Consider the following 14,647-nt stretch of genomic DNA (forward strand, 5'->3'; position numbering starts at 1 on the left):
AGGAAAAATATCGTTGTGGACTTTCGAGCTTGAAAACGCGTTCTAATTACTGGCAACTACTGCCTTATATCCGACTCCAGTGGAAAACCATCACCAAGGGACTTACTGGTATCTTGGGATACGTGCTGGCGACATTAGTGTTGATAAATCTTGCCGGTAAATTGGCAATTCCCTTTGCAGAGGGTAATGTAGTAGCGATCGCTCAAATAACTGGCAGTTGTGCCTTAGTCTTTCTTGTCAGAGGCTTGTTTCAGTCTATACAAGATATGTACATGGCGAAAGCTTCTTTGAGAGTTGCTTTTTATCTCCGTCAGCAAGTCTACGCCCATCTGCAAAAGCTAAATCTCAGCTATTTTGAAACCGCAAAAGCAGGTGATTTATCTTACCGCCTCACGGAAGATGTTGACCGCATTGGCGAAGTGGTAAATAAAGGATTTCACGACTTTATCCCCTGCATTTTGCAGTTGCTAGCAATTCCGATTTACATGATTTACCTGAATTGGCAACTGACATTAGCAACGGTGATAGTTGCACCGTTGATGGGTATTTTAGTTGGCTGGTTTGGTGAACGTTTACGCAAGTATTCCTTAAAAAGTCAAAATCGCGTGTCGGGTTTATCAGCCATTCTCGCGGAAGTTTTCAACGGTATTCGTTTGGTACAGGCTTTTGCTGCTGAAAATTACGAAATCGCCCGCTTTGGCCATGAAGCAGAACGCAGTCTTAAAGCTAAATATTCAGCCGAACGCCTGAAAGCGATTCAGATTCCCATAGTGGGATTTCTGGAAGCCTTAAGTGCATTATCGTTACTGATTGTGGGAGCGTGGCAAATTTCCCAAGGTAACTTGACAGTGGCGAATTTTTTCAGCTACCTGGCGGCGGCGGCGCTGTTAATTGATCCCATTGGTCACACTACTAACAACTACAACGAATTTAAGCAGGGTGAAGCATCTGTTGACCGCGTTTTTGAATTAATGGCAATTCAGCCGACGGTGATAGAAAAGATCAATGCGATCGCTCTGGCTCCAGTCAAGGGCAAAATAGAATATCGTCATATTTCCTTTGCCTATAAGCCTGGTGAACCCGTATTGAAAGATATCAGTTTATTGGTATCACCAGGTGAAGCAATCGCTCTTGTGGGTGCTTCGGGTGCAGGTAAAACCACATTTGTCAATCTCCTCCCCCGTTTTTACGACCCGGAAGTTGGTCAAATTTTCATTGACGATGTTGATATTCGGGATGTGAAGCTGCATAGTCTGCGGCGACAAATTGGGATTGTTCCGCAAGAAACCATCATGTTTTCGGGGACAATTGCCCAAAATATCGCTTTTGGACAAGATGTTTTTGACATGGAAGCAGTGAAAGAGGCGGCGAAAATTGCTAATGCTCATCAGTTCATTAGCCAACTACCAGAGGGTTATCAGACCTGGGTAGGCGAACGTGGGGTAAACTTATCAGGAGGACAAAGACAAAGAATTGCGATCGCTCGTGCGGTTCTCCTCAATCCCCAAATCTTGATTCTTGATGAGGCGACATCAGCATTAGACTCTGAATCAGAAGCACTGGTACAGGAAGCGCTGGAAAGACTGATGCAAAAACGCACAGTATTTATTATTGCTCACCGTTTATCAACCGTGAGACGGTGCGATCGTATTTTAGTTCTCGAACAGGGACAAATTGTTGAATCAGGAACCCATGAAGAATTATTAGCTCTAGAGCATCGCTACGCGCGGTTTTATGCCCAGCAATTTAGTTAGCAGTACAGAATACACAGAGGCTTAGAGAAAAGTAGAACTTTTCAAAAGTTTGTGTTGGATTGACTTTTTTGGTTGATTACTTTGTCCTGGTGTCACATAATCGATTCCGAGATTGATGGTACTTTGTTTTTGCACCAACTCCTTTATCCCAATCGCGATATAAGCCATGACACTCAATTTATATTTACTGCGACATGGAGAAACTACTTTTAGTCAAAGTGGTAATTTCTGCGGTGAAACTGATGCGGAGTTGACAACAGAAGGGATGCAGATGGCATCCGGTTTTGCCGATGTTTATCAAAAATTGAAGTGGGAAGCTGTTTATGTTAGCCCGATGAAGCGCACAATTGCAACTGCCAAGCCATTTTGTGATGCTATCGGTATGGATATGCAGTTGCGTGACGGACTTAGAGAAGGTAGTTACGGCGAATGGGAAAGGAAGAGTAAATCGTTTGCTCAAGAGAATTACGCAGAAAACTATGTAAAATGGTTGACAGAACCCGCTTGGAATGCACCACTAGGTGGAGAAACTGCGGTAGATATTGCTAACCGTTCTATGCCTGTAATTGCTGAAATTCAAGAAAAACATCACCAAGGTAATGTTTTAGTGGTTTCCCATAAAGCCACGATTCGGATTATGCTTTGCAGTTTACTGGGAATTGATTTGGGGCGCTATCGCTATCGGGTGAATATTTTGGTCGCGTCGGTAAGTATGGTTAAATTTGACGTTAATGGCCCTTTGTTAGAAATATTAGGCGATCGCCATCATATACCCGATCATATTCGCTCTCGTCCGGGAACATAAACTTGAGAATCCTAGTTTTGTAGGTTGGGTGCAGCGATAGCGTAACCCAACATAAAATTTGGTGGTAATGTTGGGTTGCGTTTCACTCCACCCAACCTACATAAATATATCTTTTAAAAAACTCTAGGTTTCAACATAAATGAGGTTTAATTAGCAAAAACTTTTGTTATGAGTGGGATGCAAGCCGGGTTTGACATGACTTGTCAAGAAGGGATAGCAGCCTTTCAAAATACCAAATTAGATGAGCTTACCCTGGGTATTTAGCATAGTTTTTGCAAAAATAATTTCGTTAACGATGTCCATAACATCATTGACTACATCTTCTGCTGTTGAAGGGTCATTGATATATTGATTTAGTGACTTAAATTTTTCCGGTGAGATATTTCCCATTAATTTACTATCCCAATTTGCCAGCATTTCATCGAATACTTTTTTGGCATCGCCATCAAAAAATCCTGTTCCTGCAACTAAAATACTCTTTTTGCTTCTGAGTTTAACAGCATCATTTTTAATAGCATCAGTAAGCTGATTGATAAATCCATTAAAGTTTTGAGACGGATCAATGCTTAATTTATCCGAGATAAAAAACATGAATTCATCAATCTTCTGGGAAATTTCCATAATTTTTTCAGCAACATTATACATTGCAGAATCTTCATGAGCAGATAGTTCTGAACCCATAAGTTGTTTTAGTGTTTCACTCTGTTGCTTCCAATATTTTATATACTCAGTCTTACCTTCTTTGGTATAAACATTAGCATCCTGTAAAACCACAGGAAAAACTTTTTGTTCATAATCCTTGCGCTTCATGATTTCAACAGCTTCAAACATACAGTATTCAGAGCGCAAATATTTGTCGCTGACAACGACAATTACATAGTTTCCGCGCCCGATTTCCTGCATGAAGTCGTGTATACTCTTACCTAGCGTTAAATAGTTGCGATCGCGAATTAAGTTGTAACGTTCAGAAATAAGTGCGGTGCAAATTTTATCGACTAATTCTTCGCGCTGACTACCTAATTCACTCTTGTTATCTTTCCATGCATAAGATATGTATATCTGATTCATTTTTTTAAGATTTTCTGAGATGCGATAGAGAATTTTGGAATCAATAAGTGAATAAAATTCGTTGCTACCTAAACTATGGTTTACCTACGTGGGCTGAAAAAATAACCCACGCAGGCAAAAATAATTCTGAGGTAGGTTTTAGAGCATCAGAACTTTGGAGTTTAGTCTATGTAGCCGTGATTTCTAATCACCAAGGTTGAATCAAATTTTACTTTTATATTTGATAACCGACCTACGTATTTTCTCGCAATTCAATTAAGATTACTATAGGACTCATATCTGATTTTTGAATAAGATTTCAGATAAAACCCTTAAAAAACAGGTTTTTCAGTTTGAGTATGTTTTCAGAAATCAAATCCGAGTCCTATATATCTATACAATTTAGTTAAAAATTTTTGTAGAGACGTTGCATTGCAACGTCTCTTATTAGATTATTCTTCGTGTAAATTACACCAGATATAATCTCAATCAGCTGTCCAGATTAAAAAGAAAATAGGTGTGATTTTACTATTTTCTAGACTGAATTGCCTGGATTAACTCATAAAAAGGTTGCCAATTATCTTCTTGAGCAATTGCTTCCCAAGTAGACTCAATCACAGGTCTTAATAGTGCCGTTTTAGGATTATGAACAGCTAGTGTTTGGCCAATTACATCGGTGCGATCGCTATCAAAATCATTCAACATTTTATGGTATAGTATGCACCAATCATCAAAAATTCCCGACGCACCCGGTACTGGCACAATATCTGAATTATTCATCACAAAACCTGGCTCATCTCGCCATTTTGATGAAAAAGTCCGAGCCATCTCATAAAAAAACTGGTGATAACCAACTTGGCTATCTTTCAAGAATTCAACCGTTAGATTCAACAATTCCGCAGCTTGTGGGTGTGACAATTCCACAAAACCTAACTTTTTCAACATCAAAGAACTGTATTCAGCTTGATAATACTCATCAAACCTTTCTAATGCCGCTTCCATTTCCTCCTTATCAAGAATCGCCTTTAAAGGTTCTTGGAGCATTTGTAAATTCAACTGACAAATACTTGGTTGATTGCCGTAACAATAGCGTCCATAATAATCAAAATATGCAGCTATAAAGGATGGGTTATAAGTTGGGATAAACGCGTAAGGGCCATAGTCAAAACTCTCTCCAGTGATTGACATATTGTCAGTATTTAGGACTGCATGACAAAAGCCAGCCGCCATCCACTGCGCTACTAGTTCTGCAACTCGTTTCACTAATTCGGCGTAAAACAAGACATATTTATCTTGTTCAGCGCTTAAGTGTCGATAATATTGCTCAATTACGTGGTCTAACAGCTTCTTAGTTAAATCTGGACGCTGAAAATAGTGCAGTCGCTCAAAAGTGCCAAACCGAATATGAGAACTGCTCATTCTAATCATCACAGATGAGCGGGTAGGTGAAGGTTCATCGCCCCGCCAGAGGGGTAAACCTGTTTCAATCATGCTCAAACAGCGCGAGGTACGTACACCCAAGTGGTGCAGTGCTTCCGCAGCCAGAACTTCCCGCACCCCACCTTTGAGCGTGAGCATCCCATCGCCTCCACGGGAGTAGGGCGTTCTCCCAGAGCCTTTTGTACCAAAATCGTATAATTCGCCATCAGTGGCGCGGACTTGTCCATAGAGAAAGCCTCTACCATCACCCAGCTGTCCGTTATATTCACCAAATTGATAGCCGTGGTAACGTAGTGCTAACAAGGGTTTGCGCCCCTGAAACTGGCCAAAAGCTGTGATGAAATCTTCGTCTTTAACTACTTGAGGGTCTAAACCCAAACGAGGTAGTAGTGCATCGTTACGCCAACGCAAGAGGTGTTGGGGAAATTCTGCTGCTGCCACCTCATCATAGTAGTCATCACCTAGAGATTCTAAGGCGCTTTCGTAGTTGAGGGAGAGAAGAGGATTGCTAGAATTTTTGTAGTTTGGAGTTTCAGCCAGAGTCATTACGAGCAAAGCTTAATTCATTCTTCCCTTAATACTACCTCTGGCTTCAACATCAGCATAGATACAAAAAGCGACCCATATCTAAAATATGGCAGCGCCACCATCAAAATCTAGAGTGCATAATGAATAAAGTTTTGCAATTAAAGAAAAAATTAACTCAATTAGCTATTTTAGACGCTACATTTGAGGTTTTTGGTTCAGAATCACACCAATATCAATTAAAACCTTGCTTGAGTAACAAAGATATTCAACTGTTTGAATCCAGATGCAATATTAGTTTACCAAGTGAATATAAAAACTTTCTGTTAGAAATTGGCAATGGTGGTGCGGGGCCAGGATACGGCTTATCTGGACTATCGGGAATTGAATATGAAGATGTCATCGCAGAAAAACTATACCAAGAGAAGTACGAAATTCTCTCTAAACCATTTCCTTTAACAGAAGCGTGGAATGATTTAGATTTGATTGTCAACAATAGAAATGATGCTTACTTTGACAATAAGTTTATCCAGGGGACTCTCACCATTACAACTTATGGTTGTGGAATTGATGCAATATTAGTCATTACCGGGGAGCAGTCAGGCAAAATCTGGATAGATGACCGTACTAATGATAATGGAATATATCCTGCTTCTTTGGATTTTTGTAGTTTTTTCCATGATACCGACCCTGATGACTCTCATCCAAATAGCGACCAGGGGCAGCCTTTAAGTTTTTATGATTGGTATGAAGACTGGCTTAACCGAAGTTTGCATCAAATCCGCCAGTCTTCGGAAACTTAAGCTTAATTAAATCAAACTGAGTTTTTTACTTTTTAATTAGTTGCGATACTGGTTGAGTAGTTCCTACTGGATTTGATGTTGGTGAAGTAATTCCTACTGAGTTTGATGTTGGTTGTGATGCCTGTGAAGATAGAATTTGTTTTACTTGCTGGTTATAAGTTTGCAAAATTGATTGAACCTGTTTTTGTTGATCTTGATTCAGATCCAAAGATTTTAACACTATTCTAATTCTCTGACGGGATTGCAACGCTGCCTTAAATTTAGTGGCTTGAGACGGGTTTAATAGAGTTTCAATATTCTTATCTCTTTGCTGGCGAGCAAGCTGGATTTGTAAGCGCTGTTGCTTTGTAATATTAAGTTTTTGGTGTGCTGTAGGACTATTCTGAGTTGTTAAACCTTTTGTAGTGTGGGAAGTTGGAACTGGTGCTGCCAAAACAACTCCGTGCAATATGGTAGTAAAAGCGAAGATAGTAGAAAATACAGATAAACGCTTTATAGAATTAATAGACATTTTGAAAAACTCCTCAATCATCTAAAAGAAATTCATCCATTGGCTCATTAGCCAGATGGTGAACAAATATTACTCTTGCATTTTCTTGTGGAGTTATTGTGTATTTATTATGGATTTACTATGAATTTATAGATATTGCAAGCTAATGTCTCAATGTTGTTAATTAGCTGTGTATAAATATAATACAGAGATACTGAATTTATTTAATAAGCTCGGTATCTCTACACTACTAGAAAATAGCTGTTTAAAATTTTGGTGCTTGCCAATTAGTATTTGTAAGACTTGTCATAATATGATCTTCCCATTGTCCATTAATTAACAAATAGTCTCTAGCGTATCCTTCAATGACAAATCCGAGTCTTTTTAAGACATTGCCACTGCGCCGATTATGAGGCATGTAATTAGCCATAACTCGGTGAAAATTTAACTCTTGGAATAAATATTGAGTTGCGGCTTTTAGCCCTTCTGTCATATATCCTTTACCTTGTTTACTTTCAGCAAGACTATATCCCACGTAGCAAAAATGAGCGGCTCCTCTTACAAAATTGCTAAAATTTACGGTTCCAATAACTACAGTAGGATTTTTTTTTGTAAAAATAAATAGCTTTAATGATTGCCCATTAATAAATTCGAGAAAACTATTCTCTATCTGATATTGCCAATATTCTTCAGTGAAAAAACCATCAGCCCATAGAGGGTAGAATGGGGTGAGATAAGTTTTGTTATAAATGAAGTATTTAAGAATTTGGGGTATATCTTCATGAATCGCCGCTCGTAATAATAGGCGATCGCTAGTAATTAGTGGCAGTTCTGATATCATAAATCGACGGGATCTCTTCCCAGCACATTCTCTAAATTTTATAAATTCTCTCATACCTACGGTTTAGCAGCAGCAGTGAGAACTGTTTTGCCCAATCCCCTTTAAAACAGACAGAGTGAGTATTTTTGCTGGTAATCTGCCATTCCACCAAAATCTTGATAAGCTGATGTCTAATATCTAGAGCGCAAGGATTGAGAGCCAATGGGTGATAAAGCACAGTACGGGGCATAACTTCGATAAAATCGCTTTGCCCAAACGCTGTACCGCAGGAAATTCAACCAAAAGACAGTTCAAGATTCAACCCAGTCTACAAGAAGGATAGTGATGTGGTGGGAATACGCTACGATTGGCAGGAATTAGAGATTCGGGCGATATACAATATGCCATTGCTAGAGCTTATTTATCAAGCTGCTAGCGTGCATCGCCAATATCATGACCCAACAAAAATACAAGTTTGTAAGCTTATATCTATTAAAACGGGAGGTTGTCCAGAAGATTGTAGCTACTGCGCCCAATCTTCGCGCTATAAAACAGAGGTAAAGGCGCAAGCACTTCTGGAAAAGGAAACCGTTGTTAACATCGCCCAGAAAGCTAAAGAAACTGGTGTTAGTCGCATCTGCATGGGTGCTGCTTGGCGCGAAGTCCGGGATAACTCACAATTTGAGGAAGTCCTGGAAATGGTCAAGGATGTAACCGCAATGGGTTTAGAAGTGTGCTGCACTCTGGGTATGTTGACGGCGAATCAGGCCAGAAAATTAGAAGAAGCGGGACTTTACGCCTACAACCATAACTTAGATACCTCGCAGGAATATTACAACACAATTATTACCACGAGAACTTATAGCGATCGCTTGAATACAATTGAGAATGTCCGTCAGACAAATGTTACTGTATGTTCTGGCGGTATCCTGGGTTTAGGCGAAACTGTCGATGACCGAGTTGGGATGTTACAAACTCTGGCAAATTTACATCCGCATCCAGAGTCAGTGCCAATTAATATTCTTTCACAAGTACCGGGCACACCCTTAGAAAATCAACCTGATGTCCCCATTTGGGATATTGTGCGAATGATTGCCACAGCCAGAATTTTAATGCCAGGTTCCGATGTGCGTCTGAGTGCTGGTAGGGCTAGACTTTCTCAAGTTGAACAAGCTTTCTGCTTTATGGCAGGAGCCAATTCTATCTTTTCTAGCGACGACAACAAAATGTTGACGGTGACAACTCCCTGTCCAGATTACGATACTGACCGAGAAATGCTCAATTTACTTGGTTTGGGGATGCGTCCACCTTCCCAAAGACAGGAGAAGGTAGCAAGTCCAGCAGTTGTAGGATAAATATCTTCTTGTGGGATGGGTGTCTCACCCGTCCCTAACTAAGGGCAGGCAAGATGCCAGCCCCACAAGAGTTTTAGTTAAATTATCTTCGCAGTCCGCAGACCGAACAACAGACCGACAGATAAACCGAAGAACAAAGCTAAAAAGCCGATGTAAGCTGCAATTGCAAACATTTATTTTTCTCCACAATACTTCCTAAATATATTGAATCATTAGTTATTAGTCATTTGTCATTTGTCATTTGTCATTGGGGCATGGTTATTCTTGTCTGCCTCATCTCCCCCACTCCCAGATTGCGATAGAATACAGCCCACGGGCGCTTGTTTGGGGTTGAGCAATGACTTCTTTAATTAATGTAAATTTACCAGAGCAGTCTTATGAGATTGCGATCGCACCTTCGAGTTTAGATCAACTGGGTCAACAGATGGCTAATCTGAAACTAGGCAAGAAAGTACTGCTAGTTTCTAATCCAACGATTTTTAAGCATTATGGGGAAAGAGCAATTACATCCCTGACATCTGCGGGATTTGAAGTCGCTAGCTGCACCCTACCGCCTGGTGAACGCTACAAAACCCTTAATTCTATCCAAAAACTCTATGATGTCGCCTTAGAAAACCGCCTAGAACGTTCTGCGACGATGGTGGCTTTGGGCGGAGGTGTGATTGGCGATATGACTGGCTTTGCCGCCGCAACTTGGCTGCGCGGTATTAATGTTGTCCAAGTGCCTACAACTCTTTTGGCGATGGTAGATTCGGCAATTGGTGGCAAAACTGGCGTAAATCATCCCCACGGTAAAAACTTGATTGGGGCATTCCATCAGCCGCGTTTGGTTTTGATTGACCCAGATGTTTTAAAAACTCTTCCGATGCGCGAGTTTCGGGCAGGGATGGCAGAAGTTATTAAGTACGGTGTAATTTGGGATGCTGAATTGTTTGCCCAGCTGGAAGCAAGTAAACGGCTCGACCAACTCCGCTATGTAAAACCTGAGCTAATAAGCAGCATATTAACGCGCTCTTGTCAAGCTAAAGCTGACGTTGTTAGCAAAGATGAGAAAGAAGGCGGATTACGCGCAATTCTCAACTATGGGCATACCATCGGCCATGCAGTGGAAAGCTTGACTGGTTATCGTTTAGTGAATCACGGTGAAGCAGTGGCTATTGGTATGGTAGCAGCCGGTCAAATTGCTGTGGAATTGGGAATGTGGCAAAAGGAAGACACAGAACGTCAAAATGCTTTAATTCAAAAAACAGGTTTACCGACTCAGTTACCATCTGGGTTGGATATTGAAGGAATTATAGAGGCGTTGCAACTAGATAAAAAAGTTAAAGCAGGAAAAGTGCGGTTTGTTTTACCAACGCAGATTGGTGTAGTTACAGTTACCGATGAAGTGCCATCTGATATTATTCGGCAAGTTTTGCGGGGAATGTGAACAGTTTGCAGAAGAATTCAGGAGTCAGAATAAAAATTAGTTACTCTATCCTTCAATTACGAATTACGAATTACGAATTAATGAGCCATGATACTCCAAGCCAAGAATCAATTAACTTTGCAAGAGTTCCTAAATCTTCCACCCGGCGAGGGAGATATCACCTATGAATTTGTTGATGGTCATGCAAGTCCTAAAATGTCACCAAAAAAATTTCACTCTAAACTTACCCGTGCCCTCCTCAATTTGATTGAGCAATGCTGTCAAGGTAAAGGAGAAGTTTGTCCAGAATTAGCTATCGCCTTAACCCGTCGAGGGCAAGATTGGATGCCAATACCGGATATTTTGTATATTTCCAATGAACGTTTACCCCCGGATTGGGAACAAGAAGGAGTATGTTCTGTTCCTCCCGATTTGGTAATTGAAATTATTTCACCCGGACAAACCTTTGGACAAATGGCAGCTAAAGCCAAAGACTATTTGGATGCTAAGGTGCTGCGAGTGTGGGTGGTAGATAGTAAAGCCAGAAGTATTACTGTTTTTTATCCAGATGCAGCACCACAAACTTATATGGGAGACGAATTACTTACAGATTCCCTATTTGAGGGACTCGAATTTACTGTTGAGCAGGTGTTTCAAAAGGCGAAAATACCATTAAATGTTGAATAGCACACTTTTTGCGTCTAGCACAATTTGACGCATATCATTTTTATTACCTGCTTGATATTGAGAAATGAATTCATCAATATCTATAATGTTTCTTCCCATACTTTCATGTGTACATAAGCTTAGACAGTCGTAGCCATTGTTAGAGATTATTTCCTCAACAAATCCAGTCATGACCACAAGGTATGTAAGCTGCTCAGGTTGACTACCGTAAAAATCAGACTGGATAAATTTCACAAGTTTTAATTCTCCTAGAGTTACTTTTACCTCCTCCATAACTTCTCGTCTTGCAGTTTCCTCACAAGTAAATTCGCCTATCTGCACATGTCCCCCAGGGAGGTCAATACCACGGTCAAGGAGAGCGCATACAATTAAACCATCCTTGGTAAAAGGTACGACTAGAACACTCGTTATCTTTTCAAAGGCAGGCAAAAATGAACTGCCAATATCTACAAAATTGACTTTTTGGCCTGTTTGGATGACAGTCTTTCTGCAATCCTTCTCACTCATTGGCTTCATTTCTGCTATTTAATATAGTTATAAGACTCCTATTTTATTTTTCAAACTGCGATTCTTTCTGCGGTTGCTGCTGGCTATTTGTTGGTTGCAATTTATTAAATAAAGCTGGTGGCGTAGCTTTACGGAATGCACCGCAATAGTGCATAGTCATAACTGCTTTAAAAGCCCAATGGTCTTTTGGCACATCACTAAAGGGATTCGGCAAAGTTTCTGCTTGATTTTGGATACAAGCATTCAAAACTTGATTCGATTTTGCTGGTGTGTCGGTAGTAGGTTCTTGAGATTTAACAGGAGTAACAAAGCTAGTAGTAGCTATAGGAATCATATTTGATTTCTGAAAAAATCTTGATAGTCTTGTAATGGACTGTCTAGGCTAAAATGTTGCAAAAAAATTGTAGGTTGGGGAGCCACTGCGTTGCGCGGGTTCCCCGCGTTGTAGCAAGTGGGGTTGGAGGCTTTGCGTAACCCAACATCCTGATATATGTTGGGTTGCGCTCCGCTCCACCCAACCTACGTCTAATGCACTATTTTGTGTAGACAGTCCACTACGTGCATTTCAAAAATCAAATACTAGTCCTATAGCACTACGACTGTTATCAAAAGTTTGCAGTTCATAACTTTAGTTTTCTAGGGATGAAAGTCTCCCAGATGTTAGTTCCTGGGCTGTTGCCCAGAAACTAGAATAACCTAAGCGTTAGAAAACATGGTAAGCATTACTAATAGAACAACTAATCCACTGATCCAAAGAGCTAACGAACCCCAACTAACTGAATCTTGTTGTACTCTTTGCCAGAAATTGTTAACTAAGTTATTTCGAATTGCCATTTTATAACCTCCAATTTTTATTAAACTTGCACTTACTCAAGGTATGAAGCCTGTATTGAGCAAAGAAAAGTTCATCTTTAGGAATATCAGCCTTGATTTGCTAATTCCCAAAGACTAATCAACAGAGATTTAAATTAATCCGTTTAGGGATGTTTACGATAAAGCGTGTGTCTTAACGCATTACCGATCTAATAAACAAAAATTTACAAAAAGATATTTGTTGATGCTTAACTTTATTTTCCCATACGTAACTGTTTACACTTAGAAATTTGGCAATTTTGAGAGAATTCTTAACGTTGCCTTAACCATGTGTAAAAACTAGTATTTTTTTAACCAAAAACTACTTAAATACTGATTATGTTTCACTTTCACTCGTGATTTATCTAGACTTTAAAATAGATACAACTAATAGTGAAATGGTAAGTAAATAATGGTGCAACAAATAAGACATAATGAACCGCAATATATATGTATTATTCCAGTTGAGAAAATTACAGCTAATCAAGACGAAGAAATTATGACCTTTGGTATATCAGCCGAGGATGCCAAAAAACAAGGTGAGGAATTATTAACATCTACCTATAGTTGTAATAAATCACAAGTTTTGGAATTGATCCAGCAAGCACGAATTGAACCAATAGCTCAGTGGTGTGCCCCTAAAGAACGCTAAAAGTACTTATGACGGTCTTGGCAACAGCAACTATTAGCACCCAAAATGGTATGCAAATATTTGCCTTACCTGCATGAAGGAGCAATGAATCTATGACCGATGCCAAGCAAACGTCTCCGCGCCGCCGTCGCTCTTGGGCAGAGCCATATAAAATTAAGGTAGTTGAGCCATTAAAAATCACTACTCGCGCTGAACGCGAACAAGCGATCGCACAAGCGGGTTACAATACTTTTCTACTACGTTCTGAAGATGTCTATATTGATTTGCTCACTGATAGCGGCACTTCAGCCATGAGCGATTATCAGTGGGCAGGGATGATGCTGGGTGATGAAGCTTATGCCGGCAGCAAAAATTTTTACAATTTAGAAGCAAGTATCCAAAAGTATTACGGCTATCGCCATATTGTACCCACTCATCAAGGGCGTGGTGCGGAAAACATTCTTTCTCAAATACTGATTAAACCAGGTGACTACGTACCTGGCAATATGTATTTCACCACAACCAGGCTGCATCAGGAGTTAGCTGGTGGCACTTTTGTAGATGTGATTATTGACGAAGCCCACGATGCCCAATCACTGCATCCATTCAAGGGTAATGTAGACTTACAAAAGCTTACAGACCTAATTGAGCGAGTTGGAGCAGAACGTATTCCCTATATCAGCGTCGCCGGAACCGTGAATATGGCTGGCGGACAGCCAATTTCTATGGCTAACCTGCGGGGGGTACATCAGTTAGCCCAAACTTACGGTATCCGGATTATTCTTGATGCCACCCGCGCTGTGGAAAACGCTCACTTTATCCAGCAGAGGGAAGATGGTTATTCTAATAAGGCGATCGCTACCATCTTACGCGAATTTTGCTCCTATACCGACGGTTGCACCATGAGCGGCAAGAAAGATGCATTAGTTAACATTGGCGGTTGGCTGGCTCTCAATGACTATAATCTTTACGAAGAAGCACGTAACCTAATCGTAATTTATGAAGGTTTACATACTTACGGTGGTATGGCTGGCCGGGATATGGAAGCTATGGCACGGGGTATAGAAGAATCAGTTCAAGACGATCATATTCGTGCCCGTATCGGTCAGGTTGAATACCTCGGACAAAAGCTTTTAGATTGGGATATTCCAATTGTTGTGCCGATTGGCGGTCATGCCATTTATTTAGATGCCAAACGCTTTTTACCACAAATCCCCCAAGACCAATTTCCGGCACAACGTCTAGCAGCAGAACTATATCTAGAGGAAGGCATTCGGGCAATGGAACGGGGCATCGTTTCCGCAGGGCGCAATAAAGAAACAGGCGATAATTATTATCCAGAGTTAGAACTAGTCCGTTTGACTATTCCACGCCGTGTTTACACCCAGGCTCACATGGATCTGACTGCTGAAGCAGTTGAAGAAGTTTATCATAATCGCGATCGCCTACGCGGACTCAAAATGATTTATGAGCCGAAGTATCTCCGCTTCTTTCAAGCAAGATTTGAATTGCAGTAATAGGAG

At 40.4% G+C, this 14,647-nt stretch carries 17 protein-coding genes; 9 read left to right on the forward strand and 8 right to left on the reverse strand.

Going from position 1 to position 14,647, the window contains the following annotated elements:
- Positions 1–29 precede the first annotated feature (29 nt).
- Complete coding sequence (locus tag IQ274_RS30195) at positions 30–1,754, forward strand: ABC transporter ATP-binding protein (protein ID WP_194144439.1); 1,725 nt, start codon at positions 30–32, stop codon at positions 1,752–1,754.
- Positions 1,755–1,920: 166 nt separating this feature from the next.
- Positions 1,921–2,559 carry a histidine phosphatase family protein gene (locus tag IQ274_RS30200; RefSeq protein ID WP_163926612.1) on the forward strand — a complete coding sequence of 213 codons (639 nt, stop codon included), beginning with the start codon at positions 1,921–1,923 and terminating at the stop codon, positions 2,557–2,559.
- A 237-nt stretch (positions 2,560–2,796) separates the two neighbouring features.
- Here IQ274_RS30200 and IQ274_RS30205 read toward each other — a convergent pair whose 3' ends face one another.
- Positions 2,797–3,627, reverse strand: a complete 831-nt coding sequence (locus tag IQ274_RS30205) for a toll/interleukin-1 receptor domain-containing protein (protein ID WP_228058451.1) — start codon at positions 3,625–3,627, stop codon at positions 2,797–2,799.
- A 47-nt stretch (positions 3,628–3,674) separates the two neighbouring features.
- Between IQ274_RS30205 and IQ274_RS30210 the strand changes: the two genes are divergently transcribed.
- The gene (locus tag IQ274_RS30210; RefSeq protein ID WP_194144440.1) at positions 3,675–3,827 is read left to right on the forward strand and encodes a hypothetical protein; all 153 of its coding nucleotides are present in this window, start codon (positions 3,675–3,677) and stop codon (positions 3,825–3,827) included.
- Positions 3,828–4,134: 307 nt separating this feature from the next.
- On the opposite strand, the gene IQ274_RS30215 is transcribed toward IQ274_RS30210, so the two are convergent.
- Entirely contained in the window at positions 4,135–5,592 is a 1,458-nt protein-coding gene (locus tag IQ274_RS30215) for a protein adenylyltransferase SelO (RefSeq protein ID WP_163926610.1), read from the reverse strand.
- Positions 5,593–5,714: 122 nt separating this feature from the next.
- On the opposite strand from IQ274_RS30215, the gene IQ274_RS30220 reads away from it, so the two are divergent.
- The gene (locus tag IQ274_RS30220) at positions 5,715–6,374 is read left to right on the forward strand and encodes an SMI1/KNR4 family protein (protein WP_163926609.1); all 660 of its coding nucleotides are present in this window, start codon (positions 5,715–5,717) and stop codon (positions 6,372–6,374) included.
- A gap of 25 nt (positions 6,375–6,399) precedes the next feature.
- Here IQ274_RS30220 and IQ274_RS30225 read toward each other — a convergent pair whose 3' ends face one another.
- The gene (locus IQ274_RS30225) at positions 6,400–6,885 is read right to left on the reverse strand and encodes a hypothetical protein (protein ID WP_194144441.1); all 486 of its coding nucleotides are present in this window, start codon (positions 6,883–6,885) and stop codon (positions 6,400–6,402) included.
- 244 nt (positions 6,886–7,129) lie between these two features.
- A complete protein-coding gene (locus tag IQ274_RS30230; protein ID WP_179073324.1) occupies positions 7,130–7,705 on the reverse strand; it encodes a GNAT family N-acetyltransferase in 576 nt (191 codons plus the stop codon).
- Between the two features lie 326 nt (positions 7,706–8,031).
- Between IQ274_RS30230 and bioB the strand changes: the two genes are divergently transcribed.
- On the forward strand, positions 8,032–9,039 hold the full coding sequence (gene bioB / locus IQ274_RS30235) for a biotin synthase BioB (protein ID WP_194144442.1): 1,008 nt from the start codon (positions 8,032–8,034) through the stop codon (positions 9,037–9,039).
- A 77-nt stretch (positions 9,040–9,116) separates the two neighbouring features.
- Here bioB and IQ274_RS30240 read toward each other — a convergent pair whose 3' ends face one another.
- Positions 9,117–9,212, reverse strand: a complete 96-nt coding sequence (locus IQ274_RS30240) for a cytochrome b6-f complex subunit PetL (protein WP_094332720.1) — start codon at positions 9,210–9,212, stop codon at positions 9,117–9,119.
- Between the two features lie 164 nt (positions 9,213–9,376).
- Between IQ274_RS30240 and aroB the strand changes: the two genes are divergently transcribed.
- Together aroB and IQ274_RS30250 are read left to right on the forward strand one after the other, a co-directional pair.
- Positions 9,377–10,468 (forward strand): 3-dehydroquinate synthase, encoded by a 1,092-nt coding sequence (gene aroB / locus IQ274_RS30245; protein ID WP_163926606.1) that lies wholly within the window; start codon positions 9,377–9,379, stop codon positions 10,466–10,468.
- Positions 10,469–10,555: 87 nt separating this feature from the next.
- Positions 10,556–11,134, forward strand: a complete 579-nt coding sequence (locus tag IQ274_RS30250) for a Uma2 family endonuclease (RefSeq protein ID WP_163926605.1) — start codon at positions 10,556–10,558, stop codon at positions 11,132–11,134.
- Here IQ274_RS30250 and IQ274_RS30255 read toward each other — a convergent pair.
- The 3 genes from IQ274_RS30255 to IQ274_RS30265 form a co-directional block, all read right to left on the reverse strand.
- Positions 11,120–11,641, reverse strand: coding sequence for an NUDIX hydrolase (locus tag IQ274_RS30255; protein ID WP_194144453.1), 522 nt, complete (start codon positions 11,639–11,641; stop codon positions 11,120–11,122). The genes IQ274_RS30250 and IQ274_RS30255 overlap by 15 nt on opposite strands.
- 43 nt (positions 11,642–11,684) lie before the next feature.
- Positions 11,685–11,975, reverse strand: coding sequence for an S-layer protein (locus IQ274_RS30260; protein WP_194144443.1), 291 nt, complete (start codon positions 11,973–11,975; stop codon positions 11,685–11,687).
- A gap of 362 nt (positions 11,976–12,337) precedes the next feature.
- Positions 12,338–12,475, reverse strand: a complete 138-nt coding sequence (locus IQ274_RS30265; RefSeq protein WP_167306164.1) for a hypothetical protein — start codon at positions 12,473–12,475, stop codon at positions 12,338–12,340.
- 430 nt (positions 12,476–12,905) lie between these two features.
- Here IQ274_RS30265 and IQ274_RS30270 point away from each other — a divergent pair, with 430 nt between their 5' ends.
- Together IQ274_RS30270 and IQ274_RS30275 are read left to right on the forward strand one after the other, a co-directional pair.
- Positions 12,906–13,145 carry a hypothetical protein gene (locus IQ274_RS30270; protein WP_194144444.1) on the forward strand — a complete coding sequence of 80 codons (240 nt, stop codon included), beginning with the start codon at positions 12,906–12,908 and terminating at the stop codon, positions 13,143–13,145.
- 92 nt (positions 13,146–13,237) lie between these two features.
- Positions 13,238–14,641 (forward strand): tyrosine phenol-lyase, encoded by a 1,404-nt coding sequence (locus tag IQ274_RS30275; RefSeq protein ID WP_194144445.1) that lies wholly within the window; start codon positions 13,238–13,240, stop codon positions 14,639–14,641.
- Positions 14,642–14,647 lie beyond the last annotated feature (6 nt).

This window comes from Nostoc sp. LEGE 12447 (genome assembly GCF_015206985.1).
GTDB lineage: Bacteria > Cyanobacteriota > Cyanobacteriia > Cyanobacteriales > Nostocaceae > Nostoc.

Excerpts from the sequence above, each read along its gene's own strand:
- IQ274_RS30205 (WP_228058451.1), bottom strand. The coding sequence starts at position 3,627 with ATGAATCAGATATACATATCTTATGCATGGAAAGATAACAAGAGTGAA.
- IQ274_RS30260 (WP_194144443.1), bottom strand. The coding sequence starts at position 11,975 with ATGATTCCTATAGCTACTACTAGCTTTGTTACTCCTGTTAAATCTCAA.
- IQ274_RS30265 (WP_167306164.1), bottom strand. The coding sequence starts at position 12,475 with ATGGCAATTCGAAATAACTTAGTTAACAATTTCTGGCAAAGAGTACAA.
- IQ274_RS30220 (WP_163926609.1), top strand. The coding sequence starts at position 5,715 with ATGAATAAAGTTTTGCAATTAAAGAAAAAATTAACTCAATTAGCTATT.
- IQ274_RS30225 (WP_194144441.1), bottom strand. The coding sequence starts at position 6,885 with ATGTCTATTAATTCTATAAAGCGTTTATCTGTATTTTCTACTATCTTC.
- IQ274_RS30275 (WP_194144445.1), top strand. The coding sequence starts at position 13,238 with ATGACCGATGCCAAGCAAACGTCTCCGCGCCGCCGTCGCTCTTGGGCA.
- IQ274_RS30255 (WP_194144453.1), bottom strand. The coding sequence starts at position 11,641 with ATGAGTGAGAAGGATTGCAGAAAGACTGTCATCCAAACAGGCCAAAAA.
- IQ274_RS30215 (WP_163926610.1), bottom strand. The coding sequence starts at position 5,592 with ATGACTCTGGCTGAAACTCCAAACTACAAAAATTCTAGCAATCCTCTT.
- IQ274_RS30240 (WP_094332720.1), bottom strand. The coding sequence starts at position 9,212 with ATGTTTGCAATTGCAGCTTACATCGGCTTTTTAGCTTTGTTCTTCGGT.
- IQ274_RS30250 (WP_163926605.1), top strand. The coding sequence starts at position 10,556 with ATGATACTCCAAGCCAAGAATCAATTAACTTTGCAAGAGTTCCTAAAT.
- IQ274_RS30200 (WP_163926612.1), top strand. The coding sequence starts at position 1,921 with ATGACACTCAATTTATATTTACTGCGACATGGAGAAACTACTTTTAGT.
- aroB (WP_163926606.1), top strand. The coding sequence starts at position 9,377 with ATGACTTCTTTAATTAATGTAAATTTACCAGAGCAGTCTTATGAGATT.
- IQ274_RS30230 (WP_179073324.1), bottom strand. The coding sequence starts at position 7,705 with ATGATATCAGAACTGCCACTAATTACTAGCGATCGCCTATTATTACGA.
- IQ274_RS30270 (WP_194144444.1), top strand. The coding sequence starts at position 12,906 with ATGGTGCAACAAATAAGACATAATGAACCGCAATATATATGTATTATT.